The organism is Streptomyces sp. NPDC046379 (genome assembly GCF_055587785.1).
On record NZ_JBVJFP010000008.1, the window covers coordinates 207799 to 228101 of the forward strand.

Genomic DNA, 20303 nt, shown 5'->3' on the forward strand with positions numbered 1-20303 from the left:
GATGACGAATCCTTGTGCGGTCCACCCATTCTGGCGGGCACGCGTCGCTTCCGGCCCCGAAAGCCCGAAAGCCCGAAAGCCCGAAAGCCCCGAAGGTCGCCGAGGTCGCCGAGGTTCTCGGGGCCGCCGCCGATGTCGCCGACGTCGCGAAGTGCTCCGCGGGACACCGGGGCGACGGTCGTCTCAGCCGGTGAGGTAGCCCCCGGACGCGTCGACGTCGGTGCCGATCAGCGGCGCCGCGTCGGGCGAGCCGAGCCACATCATGACCCGGGCCATCTCCTGAGCCCCGACGATGCGGCCGATCGGATAGTCCCGCGCGATCTCCTCGTAGGTCATCCCGAACGCCTCCGCCGCCCGGCGCAGCATCGGCGTGTCGACCGCACCCGGGGCGAACGCGGTCACCCGGATGCCCTGGCGGGCGTATTCGAGGGCGGCCACCTTGGTCAGCGAGGCCACCGCGTGCTTGCTCGCGTTGTACGGGGCGATGGTGGCGAATCCGACCTCCGCCGAGATCGAGGCCGTGTTGACGATGACGCCGCCGCCGTCCTGTTCCAGCATGTGCGGGATCTCGTACTTCATCGCGAGGAAGACCCCGGCGGCGTTCGTCCGCCACACGGCCGTCATGTCGTCCAGCGTCTGCTCGTGCAGGCGGACCGCGCGCGGGCTCTCGACGCCGGCGTTGTTGAAGGCCACGTCGAGCCGCCCGTGACGCTCGGCGCAGGCAGTGACGAACCGGCGTACCTGGTCCTCGTCGCGCACGTCCGCACGGACGTAGGTGGCCTCGCCGCCGGCCGCGCGGATCGCGGACTCCAGCCGCCGGCCCAGTTGTTCGCGCCGACCGCAGAACCAGACCCGCGCACCCGCGTCGGCCAGCAGCCGGGCCGCCGCCGCACCGATGCCCGAGGTGGCGCCGGTGATCAGGACGACCTTGCCGTGGTAGGGCCCAGCAGTTCGGCCGGCGTGCGTCGCCGCCGCGCTCGTTCCGGCCGCGGCGGCCGTCCCCGCTCCGGACACCGCCACCGTCCCGGTCGCGAGACCGGCCGCCCCGGCGCGCAGCACGCCCCGCCGGGACGCCCCGTCCGGCCGCACGCGTCCCCGCCCCGACGGCCTGTTCCCGTCCGCCGGCAACCCGTTCGTCGTCTTCACGTCATGCCCTCCCGTCGATGGCCCGCACACGTGCGCCGTGCGCCGCGCCGTGTGCCGCAGGGCGTGGGCCCCCGGCGCCACGTGTCTCGCGCGTCACCACCGAATCAGCCCGGTCCCGTCCGGTCCAATGCCTGCTTCCATACGTGGAAGGCATGACCGGACGCGCTCCGGCGGGGGGGCTCAGTCGAGACAGAACTCGTTGCCCTCGACGTCCTGCATCACGATGCACGACTCGTTGTCCTCGTCGGCGGTCAGCAGCCGCACCCGGACCGCGCCGAGCGCGACCAGCCGGGCGCATTCGGCCTCCAGCGTCGCCAGACGCTCCTCGCCCACGAGGCCGGTGCCGACCCGCACGTCGAGATGCACCCGGTTCTTGGCGACCTTCCCTTCGGGAACGCGCTGGAAGTACAGGCGGGGACCCACGCCCGAGGGATCGGCGCAGGCGAACCAGGCACCGCGCTCCTCGGGCGGCAGCGAGCGGTGGTACGCCTCCCAGGAGGCGAACCCCTTCGGTGGAGGCGGTACGACGTACCCCAGCACCTCGCACCAAAAGCGCGCCACGCGCTCGGGATCCGCGCAGTCGAAGGTGACCTGAACCTGTCTCACCGATGCCATCGGCTCACCGTAGCAGGGGAGACCCGGTCGCTCGGACGGGATTTCTTCCTTCGCGCAACCGGTCCACCGGGCCGTCGTCGCGGTCCTGGCGGGCCGGGTCCCCGGCGCAGGACCCCGCCACCCGAGCACGGCCGGGAGTGCGCGCGCCGCGCGTGGCACGGCCGGCGGGTGCGGCCGTGCCACGCGCGGTCGGAGCCGGCGTGCGGTCGGTCAGCTCAGGGGCTCGACCCACACGTTGCGGTAGCGGACCTTGTTGCCGTGGTCCTGGAGCTTGATCGGCCCGGTGGCCCGGCCTTCGGCGATGCCGCCGCCGGTCGGTCCGTCGAGGGCCACGTCGTCGTGGACGGTTTCCCCGTTCCACACCACCGTGACCCGCGCCTTCTCGGTCAGCTGCCCGGCGCTGTCGTAGCGCGCGGCCCGGAAGACGATGTCGTACGACTGCCAGGTCCCCGGCGGTGTCGAGGCGTTGGTGTCGGCGGCCTTCTGCTGGTAGATGGCGCCTGCCTCGTTGTCGGCGAGGGCGGCCACGCCGTAGGAGTCGAGGATCTGGATCTCGTAGCGGTTCTGGAGGTAGACGCCGCTGTTGCCGCGGTCCTGGCCGGTGACGTCGTCGGGGAGCTGGGGGACCCGGAACTCGACGTGCAGCCGGTGGTCGCCGAAGTTCCGCTTGGTGCGGATGTCCCCGCAGCACACCTCGACGGAGTCGCCCTCGGCGCGGGGCCATTCGACCGCACGGCCGTCGGTGTGCTGCCACTGCGACAGGCTGCCGCCGTCGAACAGGCTGATGCGCTCTCCGGGACGGTCGACGTGGATCATGTCGAGGTTGACATGGCCGTCGTCCCCGTCGTCGTACCGGTAGGCGATGGTGTTGACGCCCTTGCGCAGCGTCAGCCTCTCGCTCTGCGTGGCCCAGGTGTCCCAGTCGGCGGTCGGCGGGAGCACTGTCCGGCGGACCTTCTCCCCGTTGACGTAGAGGCTGATCCTCTTGTCGCCGTGGAAGGGATGGGGGCCGTTGGCGTAGCGCAGGCCCACGTCGTACGCGCCCTTCCTGGCGACGTCGACGCGGAACGTGGTGGTGGCGCCGGGGGTGCCGTAGCGGTCGACGAAGCCGCCGCCCGAGAAGCCGGGATGGTCCTTGTTGACGCCGGCGCCGCCGCCGAGCCCGGCCTCCTCCGCCTCGTAGTCGGTGACGGGCGTCTTCCTGCCGGGGATCGCGTTGAGGGTGTACCAGGCCTCGGTGCTCCACAGCGCCTCGCCGTTGTCCGCGGCGAAGGGGCGCGGGGAGCGGATGTGCACCACGCGGTCGGTCCTGAGGCCGGGGATGTCCAGCCGGACCTGCTTGCGGTCGTCCGAGACGACGGCGCGGGACACGGTCAGCGGCTCCTCGTCGATCTTGGGGCCGCCGTACTCGGGCGTGGGGGAGTAACGCCACTGGCGGACCTGGTAGCTCTGGGCGAGCTTGTCGACGGTCTCCTGGGAGAGGGGCCGGGTGTAGGTGAGGACGAAGCCGTCGCGCGTGGCGCGCATCGAGTGGATGTCGAAGGCGTTGGCGCCGTTCGGCGTCAGTTTCTGCAGGCCGAAGCGGAGCTTGCCCTCCTGGCCCCAGTTGCCGTCGGCGCCGAGGCCGCCGGCGTAGATCGCCCCGTCGGGGCCGACGCTGATGCGGTTGACGCCCGCCTCCAGGCCCTGGGTGTGCCGGAAGACGGCTCCCTGGTACTCGCCGTCGACCTTCTCCAGGCTGGCGCGCTGGATCCCGCCGTACGTGACGTCGCCGAAGAGCATCTGCCCGGCGAAGGGTCCCTTCTTCAACAGCAGCGGAGTGCTGGGCGAGTTGGCGATCTCGTTCTGCGGCAGCCACAGGACCGGCTTGGTCACCGGGCGGTCGTCGAACGGGCCGGGGCGGAAGGAGGCGTCCTCGCCCGTGCCGTCCCGGTAGCGCGTGTAGTGGTTGAAGAATCGGTCCTGCTTGATGTGCAGCAGCTTCGACGACGGCAGCCAGCCGCCCTGGTTGTCGGTGACGAAGATGCCCTTGTCCGGGCCCCAGCCGATGCCGTTGGGCGTGCGCAGGCCTCCGGCGACGTAGGAGACCTTGCCGGTCGCCCTGTCGACCTTGATGGTCGTGCCGCGGCCGCCCTCGGCCGGCTGCGGATCGGTCGTGGCGCCGCCGTAGTTGATGGAGACGGACAGGTTCAGGTAGAAGCTGCCCTTGTCGTGGAGCAGGCCGAAGGCGAACTCGTGGAAGTTGCCGCCGTAGGGCCAGGAGGCGATCTTCTTCTTCTCGTCGGTGACGTCGTCGCCGTCGTGGTCGTTCAGCTCGGTCAGCTGGTGCTTCTCCGAGACGTACAGCCTGCCGTCGACGTACGTGATGCCCATGGGCTCCTTGAGCCCCGTGGCGACCTTCTTGACCGTGACCTTCTCCGGTCCGGTGTCGCCGGTGACGTTGTCCAGGAGGTAGACCTCGCCGTCGGAGGTGTCGCTCTCTCCCCAGGTGGCCACGGCCAGTCTGCCGTCCGGCAGCCAGTCCATGGCGGAGACCTTGGGTTCGAAACCGGCGGGGCGCAGGTCGGTGAGGGTGTAGTTCGGGTGGACGCCGGCCAGCGGCAGGCCGTCGCCCGGGCTGTCCTGACCGCCGATGCACTCCTTGCGACCGGGCGCGGTGACGCGCACGACGCCGGCGTCGGTGCTCAGCGCCGAGTTGGGCACGAGGGTGAAGTCCGCGGCGCCGGGCGGCTTCCACTGGAGGGTGAGCTGCTGGCCGCCGCCCGCCTCGAAGTGCTCGATGCGCAACGGGTGCAGACCCGCCGTCAGTTCGACGGTGCCGTCCTTGGGTTCGGCGCCGTGCAGACCGTCGTGGTCGACGACCGTCCGGTCCCCGACGTACAGGCGTGAGCCGTCGTCGCTGATCAGCCGGAAGGCGTACGTACCGTCCTGCGGGACCCGGAGGTTGGCGACGACGTGGGAGACGAAGTTGGCGGCCATGCCGAAGTCGGCGTCCGACGTCCAGTCGACGGTGGGCATCAGCTTGTCGATGTTGGGCGTCTGACCGCCCTTCAGCTCGCAGAGCTTCTTGAGGGGCACCTGCATGTCGAAGACGCGCAGCGTCACTCCGGGTTCCTGCGGGGGGACGTCCGCGGCGGAGGCCCGGACGGGCTGGGCGGCGACGGGGGTCCAGCTTCCGGCGACGACTGCGGCGAGTGCCAGCCCCACAGCATGTCTGCGAAGCCGGCGGTACGGCCGATGACTCACTCTTCCTCCTGGCGCTCGAGGGCGTGGACCGCGGACACGGGGTCAGGGGTGAGCCGGCCTCCGGACCGGGACGAACGGCGAAGGCGGGCGGGCACGGTCCGGCGAAGTACGGGGCGCGCTGTGCAGTTGCGCTGTGCATGGGGGAGTGGTTGCGTCCAAGACGGTAAGGACTTCCCCTCTCGCCGTCCATACTTTGTCCTCAGAAAGTTGAAAGAGGTGGGGAGGTCGAACCAAGCCGCCCGAACCGCGCTGCAACAGGGAGATGACGAGGCGCGGCCTCAACAGAGGCGCAGGTGAGGGGTGTTGAGGCGGCGGCGTCGGTCCCGGGGCGCGGATCGGTCACCCGCTCGCCGCAACGACGGACCGGCGCCGAGGGACCCGCCCTCGCACCCGAAAACGCCGACGGGCGGCCGGTGGGAACTCACGGCCGCCCGACTCGGCCACGCGCGCCCTCACGAGCGGGGCTCCTCACCCCTGACGGCGTCCCCGGCGCCGCGTCCCCGCTCCCGGACGCTCAGATGCCGCTGCCCAGGGCCTTCGTTTCGTAAGCGCATTCCGTGTAGACGTAACCGGGCTCCAGCTTCGCGGTGTCCGAGGCCGGGGTGGAGACGCCGCCGCTCTGCGGCTTGTGCAGGAAGTACGTCGTTCCCGGCGGCAGGGTGATCGTCTTCTGCGGGTAGCTCTTGCCGCTGTCGCTGCAGGGCTCGAAGGCCGGCCCGAGCGTGCTCCCCAGGTCGTAGCTCTTGCAGTTCCCGCACGCAGGGAGGGTGAGGCTGCCGGTCACCGGACCGGTGTAGAGGACGCGTATGGCGTCCGGGCTGTCGTTCTTGACGGTGACGGAGATGCTGCCGCCCGAGGCGGTCGTCGGCAACCGCTTGCCGGCTTCCGGGACGGTCTGCGCGATCTCCGCGGCGATGGCGATCTTGCGGGCGCGGGCGCTGTCGCGGTGGTCGCCGTGGTCGGCGACGAACGCGTTCATCGTCTCCTGGGCCGCCGTGAACTCGCCGTCCTGGTACTGGTCCACGCCGCACGCGTACGCGCCCGTGCCGGCGCGCGCCTCGGCCCGGTCGGCGTGCGCCGCCAGGCCCTCCGCGCCGGCGTCCCCGTCGGCCAGGCCGGAGATCTGCGTGCCGAGGGCCCGCAGTTCCTCGACGGCGGCACACGGGTCGTCGCCCTTCACGCCTCGTGCCGCGCCGTCCACCGCGGAGCCGACGGCGGAATCGACCTTCCCCGCCTGCTCGGAGTCGGGGAAGGCGCTCAGCAGCTTGCCGAACTCCGCCGCCCAGCCGCCGTCGCCGCCCGCCAGCTTGGCCGAGGCGCACTCGTAGAGCGAGGTGGCCAGCCGGTCGTCGGGCCAGGTCCGCAGAGCGCCGAGGTCCTCGTCGGCCATGCGGTCCGGAACGGTGCGCAGGAACTCGAGGGGTTCCACCGCGGCGCAGTACTGGTCGTCCGCGTAGGGCGCCGCGACCGTCGTGTAGTACGTCTTCATCCGCGCGGGGACGCGTTGCGCCGCCCGCGAGCCGGGATGGTCGTCGCTGAGACCGCGGTAGACGGCGAGCGCCCTGCGGTAGTCCGGCTCTGCGTCGGCGAAGTCCTGCTTCCCGGCCGCCGCCACCAGGCGGTCCGCCCGCTCCAGCCGGTCCAGCAGCATCTGCTCGACGGCCTCCTCCCGGGCGTCGTCGTACAGCACGACGGCACCCGCCGGAACGAGCAGCAGCGCCAGGCCCAGCACCAGCGCGACGGGGGCCCGCCCCGGCCACGCCAACGGCCTGCGCAATCCCCCGGCCGCACCGTGTACGGCCGCGAGCGCGAGGAAGGCGAGGTACAGGACGAGCGCGACGGCCGGCACCCCGTCCGCGTCGGCCGGCAGCGCCACGAAGAGCAGCACCGCGGTGACCGCCCAGCACACGGCCGTCGCGAGCCACCGGCGCAGGAAGGCGTAGCCGAGCCCGAGGCCGCTGAGGTTGAGCACGGCGACGGCGACGGCCCGCGCACCGTCCGGCGCGACGGGCGGCGGACCCGGTGGCATCGGGGGCGCCGCGAATTCCGGTCCCGGAGCGTACGGATTACCGGACATGGCGGCCCCCCCTGGTCAACTACGACCACCCATCTGTGAGTTGACAGTCTAGGGCGCGGCGGCGCGGGGTCGACAGAGCAACGCGGACACCGTCGTCCGGCGGTCCTCCCACGGACGTGGCGAGCGCGTGATCCCGTCCGGGAGTTCCTCGGCCATCTCCCGGTCCCGGGACGGCCGTCGAGCGCCGGCCGGTTCGGCGACCGGCGCGCGGCCATGGACCTGTGCATCACTGGCGCGGGCGCCGGTCGAGCCCGGGCAGGGCCCCGGATATCCTGCCCCGTCCGGACCGGACCAGGAGGTTTCCCCGCATGAGCGGCACCATGTCGTCCTTCCCCGAGCGGATCGAGCTGGCGGGGGAGGGGCTCGTCCTGCGCGACTGGACGGAGGCGGATTTGGCCGCGATGCCGGATCTGTTCGACCACCCCGACATCGCGTACTGGACGCCGATCGTCTCGCCCTTCGACCAGGCGGCCGCCAGCGCCCGGCTGGCCCGGGACCGGCAGTTGCGGGCGTCGGGTACGGCCGTCCTGCTGGCCATCACCGTCGACGGCGGCGCACCGCTCGGCGAGGTGATGCTGCGGCGCGCCCCCGAGGGCGCCGAACTCGGCTACGCGGTCGGCCCGGCCCACCGCGGCCGGGGGCTGGCGGTGCGGGCGGTGCGGGTGATGGCCGCGTACGCCTTCGACCACCTCGGCGTGGACCGGGTGATCCTGGAGCTGGAGGCCGAGAACGCCGCAAGCGTCGCCGTGGCCACCAAGGCGGGCTTCACCCTGCTCGACGTGCCGCTGATCCGGGGTGAGGAGAAGGGGCGCCCCTATGCCCTGCAGACCTGGGGTCTGTCCCGCTGACCGGCGGCCGGGAGCCCCGGAGCCCGGGGCGGGCTGTACGAGTCCCCGGAGGGCGCCGGGGCAATGGCAGGCACTCACTGCTCCGCCACCGACGAACCGACCCCGCCCCGCCAATTGACCGGTCAATTCCCTGAATGTACGGTCCACATGTGACTGTGCCGCTGTACGTACGGATCAGGCGAGGGATCGAAGCCAGGATCCGGTCCGGGGAGCTCCTCCCCGGCGCTCGGCTGCCGACCGAGAAGGATCTGGCCGCCGAGCACGGCGTGAGCCGGGCCACGGCACAGCGCGTCCTCAACGACCTCGCCGAAGCCGGACTGGCGATCCGCCGGCGACGCCACGGAACGTTCGTCGCCGACGTGACACGGCAGATCAACCTGCTCAACTTCGTCACCCCCGCGGCCGCCGCGAAGGGCGTACCGGGCAGGCACGACGTCGTCTCGGCCCGGATCGTCAGGGCCGCCGACGCCGTGCTGCCCCTCCCCGGCGCCGCCGCCGACACCGCCGTCGTCGAACTGGTCCGCCGCAAGCTCGACGTGCGCGAGGAGCCGCAGTCCGTCGAGCGGCACGTCGTGCTCTTCGCGGTGGCCCCCGACCTGCTGAACGAGAACCTCGAAGACCTCGTCACCCTCCCGTACCTCCGGCGCAACGGCGTGCCGATCGACGCGATCCGCGTCTACCTCGACCCGGTGGTCCTCGACGAGCACGACGCCGCCCTCCTGAACAGCGAGGCCGGAACGCCCGCGCTCAGCAGGCGCAGGGAACTGCGCGCCGACGACGGAACCACCGTCGAAGTGGTCACGACCCTGGTCCGGCCGGGAACCGCCGAGTTCTTCCTGGAACTGCCCGTCCCGCCCGTGTGAGCAGCCTGTCGCTGCCGGAAAGGAGATGTGCGCACCATGAAGGTCATCGTCATCGGCGCCGGAGCGCTCGGCGTGAGCGTCGCGCGGCACCTCGCCCTCCTCGGGCAGGACGTCCTCCTGCTCGACCGGAGCGAACCCGGCACGGGTACGACCGCGACCACGTTCGCCTGGATCAACTCCAGCCGGAAGACCGACCCGCACTACCACCGCCTCAACCTGGCCGGGATGGAGGAGCACGCCAGGCTCGCCCGGCAGCTGCGCGGCGCCCCCGCCTATTTCCCCAGCGGGGCCCTGCAGTGGGCGGACGCCGCGAACGGGCAGTGGCTCGCGGACAACGTCGAACGGCTGCGGTCCCTCGGCTACCCGGCGCACTGGGTCACGCCCGCGGAGGCGACGCGGATCGCGGGCGACCTCCGCGTCCCGGCGGCCGTCACGTCCGTCGCCCACTTCCCCGGCGAGGGATACGTCCTGCCGGACCGCTTCGTGGCCGCCCTGCTGGCCGACGCCGAGCGGCACGGCGCCGAGCGCGCGACCGGCGAGGCCGTGGCCGTCGACGACACGCCCGCGGGAGTGGCGGTGACCTTCGCCGGAGGGGAGGTCCGCACGGCCGACCGGGTCGTCCTGGCGGCGGGCCGGTGGACGCAGCGGCTGGCGGCCCGGGCGGGAATCGACATTCCCATGGTGACGGACGTCGGCCGCGGAGCGCAGACCGTCGGCCTGCTCGGATACGCGCGATCACCGCGACTCGACCTGCGCTGCGTCGTCCACAGCCCCGGTCTGAACCTCCGCCCCGCCGCCGGCGGACGGACCGTCCTCCAGGCCCTCGATCTGAACGCCCACGTCGATCCCGCGGACCCTCCGTCCGCGCACGGGGACATCGGGCGCACCCTCGCCCGGCGGTTCTCCGCACTGCTGACCCGCCCCGGCCCGGAGCCGGAGATCGACCTGCGCGTCGGCCTGCGGTCCCTGCCCGCGGACGGCCACACCGTCGCCGGCTACGCCTCACCGCGGTCCCGCGTCTACTGCCTCGTCTCGCACAGCGGGATCACCCTCGCGCCCGTCCTGGCACGGCTGGTCGCCGCCGAGATCACGACCGACCGGGAAGAGGACCTCCTGCGGACCTTCCGGCCGACCCGCTTCACCGGCGTGCGGCGCTCGGACGTCGAGGTGGATCAGCGGGCCGCGCGTCTCGGTGAGCAGTAGGTGAGCAGGGGTCGACAGGGAGGGCGGCGGGCGCCGCCCTTCGCCCCGGCGCTCCGCCCCTCGCCCCGGCGCTCCGCTCCCGTCTCAGCGCAGGAGCTGGATGATGGCGGAGATCCCGACGACGATGATGAAGGCGCGCAGCGCCGTGGGCGGCAGCCGGCGCCCGATCTTCGCGCCGAGCTGCCCGCCGATGGCCGAGCCCACGGCGATGAGGAGCACGGCCGTCCAGTCGAAGTCGGCGACGAAGAGGAAGAAGAGCGCCGCGATGCTGTTCACGATCGCCGCGAGGACGTTCTTGACGGCGTTCAGACGCTGCAGGGTGTCCTGGAGCAGCATGCCCATCAGTGAGAGGTAGATGATTCCCTGGGCCGCCGTGAAGTAGCCGCCGTACACGCTGGCGAGCAGCAGGCCGCCGAAGAGGACGGGGCCGCCGTGCGCCCGCTCGGCGGTTCCGGCGCGGGCGCGGCGTCGCTGGACGGCCGCCGAGATGCGCGGCTGGAGCACGACGAGGACCAGCGCGAGCGCCACGAGGACCGGGACGATCGTCTCGAAGGCCGTCTCCGGGAGCATGAGCAGCAGCACCGCTCCCGCCAGCCCGCCGATGGCCGAGGCGACGCCCAGCCGCAGGACCAGTGCGCGCTGCCCCCTCAGTTCCTTCCGGTAGCCGATGGCGCCGCTGACGGATCCGGGAATCAGGCCCAGTGCGTTGGACACGGTCGCCGTCACCGGCGGCAGTCCCGTGGCGAGCAGCACCGGGAAGGTGATCAGCGTTCCCGAGCCGACGATGGTGTTGATCGTGCCGGCCCCCATGCCGGCGACGAAGACCGCCAGCGACTCCCAGATGGTCAAGGCCATCTCCTTTGCGTTCGGCAGACGCCTCCCCGCCCTGGAGGTCGAGGGGCCTCACCGATCATGCACCAGGCGCCCCGGCGCCACGGGATCAGGGGTGGTCGGCCGGGGCCTGTTCGCAGGTGATCTCGTCGCGCGGGGTGTAGCGGGTGCGGAACGGTTCGCGCCGCACTTCCCGGCCACCGTCGCGCAAGACCCGTTCCACGGTGACGTCGAAGCCCTCGAGCGGGGTCTGCGGCACGCACTTCTCGTCGGTGCTCACCCGCGTCTCGGGCTCCTGCACGTTGGTGCGCGGCCCCTTGACCGAGGCGACCTCGTCGTACTTCTTCGTACCGAGGAAGGTGACGGTCACCGAGGTGTCCGTGGACTCCGCCTGGATGTAGAGGGCCTTGCCGGAGTCGTTGGCGAACCGCAGATCGAGGCTTCCCCAGGCGACCGTGGCCTCGCGGCCCTCGGGATAGCGCTCGATGTAGAAGGAGTGGGCGCCGTACTCGACCGGTTTCACCCCGGCGAAGAACATCGCGTTGAACACCGTCGTGGCCACGGCGGAGACACCGCCGCCGGGCGCCTTGGTGTACTTGCCGCCGAGGATCATGATGCCCTCGACGAAGCCGTTGGCCTCGGTGCGCTCACCGACGGTCCGGTTGAAGCTCCAGGTCTCGCCCGGCATCACGAGGGAGCCGTTGATCAGCTCCACGGCCCGGCCGATGTTCGTCGTGCGGTACGGGGCCGGTTCGAAGTGGACGGTGAAGGAGGACATCTTCTCCGTCAGCCCCAGCCGGGCCGCGTTGTCACGGGTGATCTCCGGCTGGATCCGCCGTACGGGCACCTCGCCGGCGCGGGCGGCCCCCGACTTGGTGAGCAGGGGCAGGACGGCCTTGCCCAGGGCCTTGTCGGTGACCTCGATGCCGGGCTGCTCGTCGGCGGTCACGACGACCTTGTCGCCCTCCAGGCCGAGCCGGGCGTCGCGGGGGGTGGCGGGGAGGTCGTTCAGGGCGTCCGCCACCGCGGGGGCGGCGCGCAGGCCCTTGGCGTCGAGCCGCGGTGTGAGCCTGCCGGAGCCGTCCGGCCGCAGGGTCAGGTGCTCGCCGAGCGCGGCCGGGGTGAGCGTGAACCGTCTGCCGCCCGCGGTGAGCGTGACCGGCGCCGACATCGCGGGCCGCGCGAACTCGCGCACCGCCCGCCGCACCTCCTCCGCCGTGACCTTCGGTCCGGTCTCGCGGGCCGGCAGCACCGTGACCGACCCGGTCGCGCCGCGCAGGAAGGGGTCGCGCAGGGCGTCGGCGGCGGCATCCACGTCCAGCGCGTATCCGGTGCGCGCGGCGGTCTGCACGATGCGGCCGTCGTCGAAGGAGACGGCGCCGTCGCGGGCCTTCTGGTCGAGCGTCCTCGCCAGCTTTCCGAGGGCGGCCCGGGCCCTGTCCTCGTCCATCCGTACGACCGGTTCGACGGCGCCGCCCGAACGGAACAACCCGCCGATCACACTGACCGGATCGACGCCGGTGGACTCCGCCCGGTCGAGGGTTTCCGGGATGTCGAAGCCGAGCCCGGCCTGCCGGGGATCGATCACGCCCGTGCGGTCGCCGACCTGCACCGGCAGCTGCCGCGGGCCGGCCGCCACCAGGCGCTCCTCCAGCTTCCTGGCGGCTTCCGCACGGCTCAGGCCCCCGATGTCCACCCCGCGCACCGTCGTCCCCGCCTCGATCTCACCGCCGGTGACCAGCAGCCCGGCGAGATAGAGCCCGCCGATGCCGACGGTCAGCGCACCGCCCGCCAGGGCGACGGGCGGGAGGGAGGCTATCCGGGAGGCGGAGGGAATTCGGGGGCGCATGGATCTCCTGGGCGATCGGGGTGACGTGCAACCGATGCCGCGGGCTGTGAGCGAGAGCTGTCGCTCAAGCTAGGCACATCGGGTGCCAAAAGGGTATGTCCCAGGTCACGCCGGGCGCTGGGGATCAAGAGAAATCCGAGAACCTCACAGGCGTCCGCGACCGCCCGGTCGGTGTTTCGTCGTGCGGGTCGCGGTCACCGGTCTGCGGAGCGCGGCCGGGGAAGACGGAACGGGGGATATGTACGGCATCTGCGCCAAAGTGGCGCAAACCTGGCGTTGCGCTTCCGATCTCGCGGTGCCTAGCCTGCCGACGGAGCGATCCCCCGGATCACCACACCATCGGGCGTGGCACCTCCCCGACCCTTCCCTCCAGACCCTCCGATGCCCAGCACTTCCACGCGCTGATGCTGTGACAGTTGTGGACAGACGAAGGAGAGTTCTCAGGATGTGCGGCATAGCGGGAGCCCTTTCCCTCTTACCTCGATTACCTGGACCACCCGGCTCACCTGATTCGGCGGTGTCGGCCGGACCCTCCGAACTGTTTGCGCCGTCCGGGCTCCCCGGCCGGACCCGCCGCCCGCTGAGCGGCCATGTACTCGATCTGCTCAGAGGGCAGCAGCACCGCGGCCCGGACGAGACCCGCCTGCGGTCGTACGACGGGATCAGCGTGGGCGTCTGCCGCCTCAGCATCGTGGGCGGAGAGTCGGGCAGTCAGCCCGTGAGCGTCGACTGCCGGGGACCGCGCCGGATCGTCGCCTTCAACGGCGAGATCTACAACTACCGTGACGTCCGCGCAGACCTGCCCGGCCACCACCGCTTCACCGGTTCCTCGGACTCCGAGGTGCTGGCCCACGCCTTCGAGGAGTGGGGCATCACCTGTCTCGGCAGGTTCAACGGCATGTTCGCCATCTGCGCCCGGGACGACACGGCGACCTATCTGATCCGGGACCGCTTCGGCGTGAAGCCCCTGTACTACACCCGCGACGACGACCTGCTCCGCTTCTCCTCCGAGGCCCGCTGCCTGGCCTCCGTACCGGCGCGGCTCGTCCTCGAACCCACCTATCCGGACTTCGAGACCGGCGTCGGTTTCCAGACGCCCTTCGAGGGCGTCCTCGAAGTCCCGCCGGGCCACTATCTGCGGGTGGACCACCGTACCGGCGCCGTCGTCCTGCACCGCTACTACTGTCTGGAGGACTTCCCCGTCGAACCGATCGACGAGGCGGAGGCCGTGCACACCTTCAGGGAACTGGCCGAGGACGCCGTACGCGTCCGCACGCACACCGATCTCGGCTACGGCGTCTACGTCAGCGGCGGCCTCGACTCGTCCGTGATCGCCTGCCTCGCGCGGCCCGACGCGCTGTTCTCCGCCGTCGTCACCGACCGGACCTACACCGACGAGCGGCCCTATCTCAGGTCCCTGTGCGACCACTTGGGCATCGCCTGCCAGACGGTCACCCCGGACCCGACGGCCTTCGTCACCCAACTCGTGGACCTGGTCGCCACCCTTGACTTCCCGGTCACCACGCTGGCGGCGTTCTCCCAGTACCTGCTCAGCAAGGAGGCGTCGGCCCAGGGGCTGCGGATCATGCTGAGCGGCCTGGGACTCGACGAGTACCTCGGCGGGTACACGCGGCACGCCGCCTTCCTCGCCCGCGACCGGCCCTCCCTGCTCCGGGCCCAGTACCCCTCGTACGCCCCGCTCCTGGACCGGCTCGGGACGGCGGGGCCGTCGGAGAGCTCCGTCTACTACGCGTTGATCAACCGCTCCCCCCGCCCCGGCGCCGAGGGACTGGCGGTGGTGGACAAGCTGTTCTCCACGCAGAGGTCCCCGCTGAACCGCCTCGCCGCCACCGACATGGCCATCAGCCTCCCGCCCCTGCTGCGCGCCGACGACCGGCTCAACATGCGCTTCGGCGTGGAGAGCAGGGCGCCGTTCATGGACTACCGGCTGGTCGAGTTCGCGTACCGCCTGCCCGACGCGCTGAAGGTGCGGCGCACACCGGACGGGCGCGTCCTGACCAAGTACGTCATGCGGCGGGCGTTCGCCGACCTGCTGCCCGAGCGGATCGGCCGCCGTACGGACAAGGTCGGCTTCCCCTCCGCGGTCGCCGTCTGGCTGGCCGGCCCGCTCAGCCCTGTGGTGCGACGGGCCCGGGAGATCGTCGAGGACATGCCGCAGCCGCAGCCGGCGCCATGGTCCTCGGCGGCCCGGCAGGCGTCGTCCCACGACGAGTTCTCGCGCACCTCCTGGCAAGTGGTCCAGTGGGCCGTGTGGAGCCTGCTGTTCCAGCACGGGCTCGACCCGGCCGAGGCCGGCGGCGAACTGACGGGAAACGGACGTGGCCGCAGCGCCGTCCGAGAACCGCCTCCGCCTCCCCGCTCCACCCACCTCCCGTCTCCGTCCGGCATCCGGAGCTGACATGACCGATTTCCTGCTCGCCCGCGGCCCCCGCGCCGTCGAGGCGAGCCAAGAGAAGGACCATCACGTCATCGAACTCGGCCCAGGCCGCGGCGCGTTGCTCCTCCACACGGGCGCCGGGCCGGCCGAGCACGCCGCCACGCCCGACGGCACCCGCATCGCCCTGCCGGTGACTTCCGCCAACCACCGCCTGGAGGTGGACGTGGAGCACGGGCCGCACGGCACGGTGACCGTGCGGCCCGATCCCGCCGGAGTACCGGCGGTCCACTACTGCCGGATCGGCGAGGACGTCCTCGTGGGCACCGACCTGGCGTGGCTCGCCCGGGCCCGCGCCCGGCTCACCGGGGCCGCGCCGTCACCCGACCCGGAGGCGCTCGCCCTGTACCTGGCCTTCCAGTACGTGCCCGCGCCCTGGACGATCTGGAGCGGCATCCGCCAACTGCGCGCCGGGGCACACCTGGAGATCGGCCCCCAGGGCCCGCCCGGGGAAGTGCCGGGCACCCCGCTGCCCGCCGCGGACGGCAGCCCGTCCGAGCCCGCCACCGACGACCCCCGGGTCCTCGCCGAGATCGGCGCCGTCTGCCTCGACCGCGTCGAGGCCGCCCTGCGCACGGGCCTGCGCGACGCCGGCTCGGTGGCCTGCCTGCTGAGCGGGGGCATGGACACCAGCACCAACGTGGCCGTCCTCGCACGGCGCCTCGGCATCCGGGCGACCGCGTACACGGCGTCCTTCGAGGACCCGGAGTTCGACGAGTCCCGCTACGCGGCCACGGTGGCCCGCCACTTCGGCCTGGATCACCACCTCCTGCGGATCCGGCCCGCGGACGCCGGCACCGTGGCCGGGATCGCCGCCCGCTTCGAGTCCCCGCACGGCGACCGGGCGATCTTCGCCCAGCACTTCCTGTACGACCGGGTGGCCGCCGACGGGCACGACGTCCTCGTCACCGGCGAGGGCGGGGACGAGATCATGGGCTTCCCCCGCACCCGGGACGGCGACGAGGAACTGGTCCTGCCCGCCGAACCCGCCGCGCTGGCCCGGACGTACCTGGGCAAGACCTGCCTCGCGCCCGCCCCCCTGCGCGCCGAGTTCTTCCGCGGCCTGGGCGTCGACCCGGATCTGCCGTACGGCGTGCTGGAGGAGTGCTATCGCGCGCAGGCCGCACGGGACCCCTTCGAGCGGGTGCACGTGGGCCAGTGGCGCACCTGGATGGTGCACGGCGTGTACGTCAAGGACACCCGGCTGGCCCGCGGAGCCGGACTGCGCGTCGTGCTGCCCTTCATGGACGGCGAGCTGATGCGGGAGATGGCGCGCGTCCCCGCCGGACGCAAACGCGGCGGACTCGCCGACAAGGCGTTCGTCAAGGCGGCGCTCGCGGGAGTCCTGCCGCAGGAGACCCTCGTCAAGAAGAAGCAGAAGTTCTGGCTGCCCTTCGCCGACTGGTTCCGCGGCCCCTGGCACGATCTGCTGCACGACGCGCTGCTCGGCGGCGACAGCTGGGCGGGGCGCACCCTGGACCGCGAGGTGACGCGCCGGCTCGTCGCCGAGCACGAACGCGGCGTGGACCACAGCCGACTGCTGTGGGCGCTGCTCTTCCTAGACCTGTGGGGCCGGGAGGCGCACCGGTGATCCGTGACAGCGACGCCCTGCTCGACGCCCTGCGCGCGGTCCACGCCGAGCTGCGCGCCGCCGTCCTCGCGGCCAGCGACAGCGCCCCGGTCGAGGAGCTGAGCGCGGTCGTGGCGGACGGCGAGGGGGACACCGTCTTCGCCCTCGACCGGATCGGCGAGGAACGACTGGCCCGTCTGTTCGCGCCGATCGCCGAACGCTGGCCGCTGCGCCTGATCGCCGAGGGCGTCCCCGAACCCGGGATCGAACTCCCCGCGGGCGGCTCACGGCCGCCCGAGGTGGTGGTCGTCGTCGACCCCGTCGACGGCACCCGTGGGCTCATGTACCACAAGCGCAGCGCCTGGATCCTGACCGGAGTCGCCCCCGTCCGGGGCCGGACGCCCACCCTCGCCGACATCGAACTGGCCGTCCAGACGGAGATCCCCCTGCCCAAGCAGCACCTCGGCGACGTCCTGTGGGCGCGCCGCGGCCACGGCTGCCGGGCCGAGCGCTTCGACCGGCTCACCGGCCGGAGCGCACCCCTGCGGCTGCGGCCCTCGCGCGCCACCACCGTCGCCCAGGGCTTCGGCGGCCTGGCCCGCTTCGTCCCCGGCGGCCGGCAACGGCTCGCCGCCATCGACGACTTCGTGTACGAGCGACTCCTGGGCCGTCCCCGGCCGGGCAAGGCACAGGCGTTCGAGGACCAGTACATCTCCAGCGGCGGCCAGCTGTACGAGCTGATGGCCGGACACGACCGCTGGGTGGCCGATCTCAGGCCGCTGGTCTCCGCCGGCCCCGGCGGACACGGCCTGTGCGCCCGCCCCTACGACCTGTGCACCGAGCTGATCGCCCGCGAGGCCGGAGTGATCGTCACCGACGCCGCCGGCGGCCCGCTGGACGCCCCCCTGGACACCGTGACCGACGTGGCCTGGGTGGCGTACGCGAACGCCGCCCTGCGGGCCCAGGTCGAACCCGTGCTGCGTCAGGCACTGTCCCACGACACCGGCGCCGGTCCCGGCATCGACCCCACCATCGGCGAAGTCAAGGAGTCGTACCCGTCATGACCGGCGGTGAAGAGATGCGCCTGACCGTCATCGGCACCGGCTACCTCGGCGCCACCCACGCCGCCTGCATGGCGGAGCTGGGGCGGCCCTTCCTCGACGCCGGCGCCGGCTTCGGCGGCGGCTGTCTGCCCAAGGACCTGCGGGCGCTGGCCGCCGTCGCCGACGAGAGCGGCGGCCACGGCTGCGCCGGTCTGCTGCGCCAGGTCGACGACATCAACCTGCGGTGCCGCACCCGGGTCGCCGACCGTGTGAAGCGCGCGGTCGGCGGCACGCTGGTCGGGATCCGGGTGGCCGTCCTGGGCGCCGCGTTCAAGCCCGGCTCCGACGACGTGCGCGACTCGCCGTCGCTGGCCATCGCCCAGCGCCTGTCCGACGACGGCGCCGACGTCGTCGTCTGCGACCCCGTCGCCGCCGACAACGCGCGGCGCGCCCGGCCGGACCTCACCCGTCCGTCCGGCCTCGCCGAGGCGGTCAAGGGCGCGGACGCCGTGGTCCTCGCCACGCCGTGGCCGCAGTTCCGGTCCCTGGCGCCGCAGTCGTTGGAAGGGCTTGTGGCCCGGCGCATACTGATCGACGCCCGCAACACGCTGGACCCCGCCGTCTGGCGGTCCGCGGGCTGGACGTTCCACGCGATGGGGAGGGCATGAAACCGGTCGCCCACGACTCGCCGGCCCGCGACGCGGCCCCGCACGAGCCACGCGTGCGCCGCGCGCGAGCGGGGCTCATCGCCGTCTTCTTCGTCAACGGGCTGGTCTACGCGAGCTGGATGCCGCAGATCCCCACGCTGCGCGCGGATCTGGGCCTGTCCGACGCGATGCTGGGCCTGGCCCTGCTCGGGCCGCCGGTGGGCTTCCTGGCCGGCACCAATCTCACCGGCCGCCTCGTCTCCCGGTTCGGCAGCTCGGCCGTCACCCGAGGCTGGGCTGCGCTGTACTGCCTGTGCCTGCTGCCGCCGGCCTTCGCGGCCGGCGCGGGAACGCTGTTCGCGCTGCTGATCCCGCTGGGTCTCTCCCAGGGCAGCCTCGTCGTCGCGTCCAACGCCCACGGGGCCGTGCTGCAACGCCGTTACGGGCGCCCCATCATGGCCATGTTCCACGCCTTCTACAGCATGGGCGGCATGGCGGGCGCCGGCCTGGGCGGGCTGGCGGCACACCGGGACGTGGACCCGCGGTGGCACTTCGCGGCCGTGAGCCTGGCGGGGACCCTGTGCGCGCTCGTCGCCACCCGCTTCCTGCTGCCCCGGCCGGCCGACGGCCACGGCGACCACGACGGCGCGCGGCACGGCGCGGCGGCGCCCCGCCGCCGGACCGGTGGACCCGTCCTGCTGCTGAGCGTGCTCGGCTTCTTCGTCCTCATGGCCGAGGGCGAGACCGCCAACTGGAGCGCCATCTACCTCAAGGACGTGACCGGCGCCGGGGACGGCCTGGCCGCGGCCGGGTACGTGGCCTTCGCGGCCATGATGACCGCCGGGCGACTGACCGGAGACCGCCTCGTGGCCCGCTTCGGGCCCGTGCGCGTGGTGCGGGTCTCCGCCGGTCTGGGCGCGGCCGGCATGGCCCTCGCCCTGCTCGCGGGCACCACGGCGGCGGGCATCGCGGGCTTCGCCGTGCTCGGCCTGGGGTTGTCCGGCCTGATCCCGATCCTCTTCAGCGCGGCCGCCAACGTGCCGGGCACCGACCCCGACCGGGCGCTCGCCCAGGTCGTCGCCCTCAGCTTCCTCGGCTTCCTGGCGGGACCGCCGCTGATGGGCGTCATCGCCGAAGTCTCCAGCCCCACCGTCGGCTTCGCTCTGCTGGCCGCGCTCATCGCGGCCGTCTCGCTCGCGGCCCGCGCGGCGGCGCCCGCCGCCCGGGGCGCGAAGGAGGACCGCGCATGACGGAGAACCGCGGGACGGCGCAGGAGACGCAGCGGCCCGAACCCCACCGGGTGCGGACGGTGTACGAGAGCCGATGGCTGCGCGTGCGCGAGGAGCACTACACCGTCGACGGCGAGCCGAAGACCTACGGCGTGGTGGACCGGGACCACAGCGTGGTGATCGTCCCGGTGTCCCCGGCCCGGCGCACCCTGCTGCTGCAGCAGTACCGGTTCCCGACCCGCGAGCTGTCCTGGGAACTGCCGATGGGCGGCATCGACGCCGGCGAGACCCCCGACCGGGCCGCCGGGCGGGAACTGCTGGAGGAGACCGGCATGACCGCCTCGCGCCTCGAACCGTGCGGCGCGTACCGGGCGGTGCCGGGCCTCAGCCCGCAGCGGGTGCACGTGTTCCTCGCGCACGTGAGCGACGAACAGCTCACGGCGGCCGAGGACCATCGTCCCGCCGACGACATCCGCGCCCGCCGCGTGGCCGACCTGGACCGCCTTCTCCTGCTGCGCGGCCCGTTCCCCGTCACCGACGGCTTCACGCTCGCGTCCCTGTCCCTGCTCCGCGCGCATCTGAGCCGGTGACCGGGGCACCCACGCCTGCGTGCCGGTCGTCGCTCCGTCGGCAGCAGACCGCGTCCTCATCAGGGGGGACATCCCGGAGCCACCGCAATAT

General features: G+C 72.7%; 15 protein-coding genes. 9 read left to right on the forward strand and 6 right to left on the reverse strand.

Features of this window, described 5'->3' with window-relative positions; all coding sequences use genetic code 11:
• Window positions 1-183: 183 nt before the first annotated feature.
• From ACZ6KF_RS16650 to ACZ6KF_RS16665, 4 genes are all read right to left on the reverse strand, one after another.
• Window positions 184-1146: an SDR family NAD(P)-dependent oxidoreductase gene (locus ACZ6KF_RS16650; RefSeq protein ID WP_469238998.1), complete on the reverse strand. Its 963-nt coding sequence runs from the start codon at window positions 1144-1146 to the stop codon at window positions 184-186.
• Between the two features lie 180 nt (window positions 1147-1326).
• Window positions 1327-1761 (reverse strand): VOC family protein, encoded by a 435-nt coding sequence (locus ACZ6KF_RS16655; RefSeq protein ID WP_469159225.1) that lies wholly within the window; start codon window positions 1759-1761, stop codon window positions 1327-1329.
• Window positions 1762-1971: 210 nt separating this feature from the next.
• Window positions 1972-5007 (reverse strand): 3-keto-alpha-glucoside-1,2-lyase-like domain-containing protein, encoded by a 3036-nt coding sequence (locus ACZ6KF_RS16660; RefSeq protein WP_469239000.1) that lies wholly within the window; start codon window positions 5005-5007, stop codon window positions 1972-1974.
• Window positions 5008-5521: 514 nt separating this feature from the next.
• Window positions 5522-7084 (reverse strand): hypothetical protein, encoded by a 1563-nt coding sequence (locus ACZ6KF_RS16665; protein ID WP_469239002.1) that lies wholly within the window; start codon window positions 7082-7084, stop codon window positions 5522-5524.
• 308 nt (window positions 7085-7392) lie between these two features.
• On the opposite strand from ACZ6KF_RS16665, the gene ACZ6KF_RS16670 reads away from it, so the two are divergent.
• The 3 genes from ACZ6KF_RS16670 to ACZ6KF_RS16680 all read left to right on the forward strand — a co-directional run bounded on the left by ACZ6KF_RS16670 (window position 7393) and on the right by ACZ6KF_RS16680 (window position 9998).
• On the forward strand, window positions 7393-7932 hold the full coding sequence (locus ACZ6KF_RS16670; protein WP_469239005.1) for a GNAT family N-acetyltransferase: 540 nt from the start codon (window positions 7393-7395) through the stop codon (window positions 7930-7932).
• A gap of 149 nt (window positions 7933-8081) precedes the next feature.
• A complete protein-coding gene (locus tag ACZ6KF_RS16675; protein WP_356628684.1) occupies window positions 8082-8795 on the forward strand; it encodes a GntR family transcriptional regulator in 714 nt (237 codons plus the stop codon).
• A gap of 36 nt (window positions 8796-8831) precedes the next feature.
• A complete protein-coding gene (locus ACZ6KF_RS16680) occupies window positions 8832-9998 on the forward strand; it encodes an NAD(P)/FAD-dependent oxidoreductase (RefSeq protein WP_469239007.1) in 1167 nt (388 codons plus the stop codon).
• A gap of 84 nt (window positions 9999-10082) precedes the next feature.
• Here the strand turns inward: ACZ6KF_RS16680 and ACZ6KF_RS16685 are convergent, their stop codons facing one another.
• Window positions 10083-10853, reverse strand: a complete 771-nt coding sequence (locus tag ACZ6KF_RS16685) for a sulfite exporter TauE/SafE family protein (RefSeq protein ID WP_356628688.1) — start codon at window positions 10851-10853, stop codon at window positions 10083-10085.
• Window positions 10854-10938: 85 nt separating this feature from the next.
• On the reverse strand, window positions 10939-12678 hold the full coding sequence (locus ACZ6KF_RS16690; RefSeq protein ID WP_469239009.1) for a VanW family protein: 1740 nt from the start codon (window positions 12676-12678) through the stop codon (window positions 10939-10941).
• A gap of 517 nt (window positions 12679-13195) precedes the next feature.
• Between ACZ6KF_RS16690 and asnB the strand changes: the two genes are divergently transcribed.
• From asnB to ACZ6KF_RS16720, 6 genes are read left to right on the forward strand one after another with little or no spacing between them, the layout of a single operon-like run.
• Window positions 13196-15097 (forward strand): asparagine synthase (glutamine-hydrolyzing), encoded by a 1902-nt coding sequence (asnB, locus tag ACZ6KF_RS16695; RefSeq protein WP_469239011.1) that lies wholly within the window; start codon window positions 13196-13198, stop codon window positions 15095-15097.
• Window position 15098: 1 nt separating this feature from the next.
• Entirely contained in the window at window positions 15099-16724 is a 1626-nt protein-coding gene (locus ACZ6KF_RS16700; RefSeq protein WP_356628694.1) for an asparagine synthetase B family protein, read from the forward strand.
• Entirely contained in the window at window positions 16721-17767 is a 1047-nt protein-coding gene (locus ACZ6KF_RS16705) for a hypothetical protein (RefSeq protein WP_469159217.1), read from the forward strand. The genes ACZ6KF_RS16700 and ACZ6KF_RS16705 overlap by 4 nt, the downstream gene beginning before the upstream one ends.
• A complete protein-coding gene (locus ACZ6KF_RS16710) occupies window positions 17764-18414 on the forward strand; it encodes a UDP binding domain-containing protein (RefSeq protein ID WP_469239014.1) in 651 nt (216 codons plus the stop codon). The genes ACZ6KF_RS16705 and ACZ6KF_RS16710 overlap by 4 nt, the downstream gene beginning before the upstream one ends.
• A complete protein-coding gene (locus ACZ6KF_RS16715; protein WP_469159215.1) occupies window positions 18411-19643 on the forward strand; it encodes an MFS transporter in 1233 nt (410 codons plus the stop codon). The genes ACZ6KF_RS16710 and ACZ6KF_RS16715 overlap by 4 nt, the downstream gene beginning before the upstream one ends.
• A complete protein-coding gene (locus ACZ6KF_RS16720) occupies window positions 19640-20212 on the forward strand; it encodes an NUDIX hydrolase (protein ID WP_356628702.1) in 573 nt (190 codons plus the stop codon). The genes ACZ6KF_RS16715 and ACZ6KF_RS16720 overlap by 4 nt, the downstream gene beginning before the upstream one ends.
• The last annotated feature ends 91 nt before the right edge of the window (window positions 20213-20303 follow it).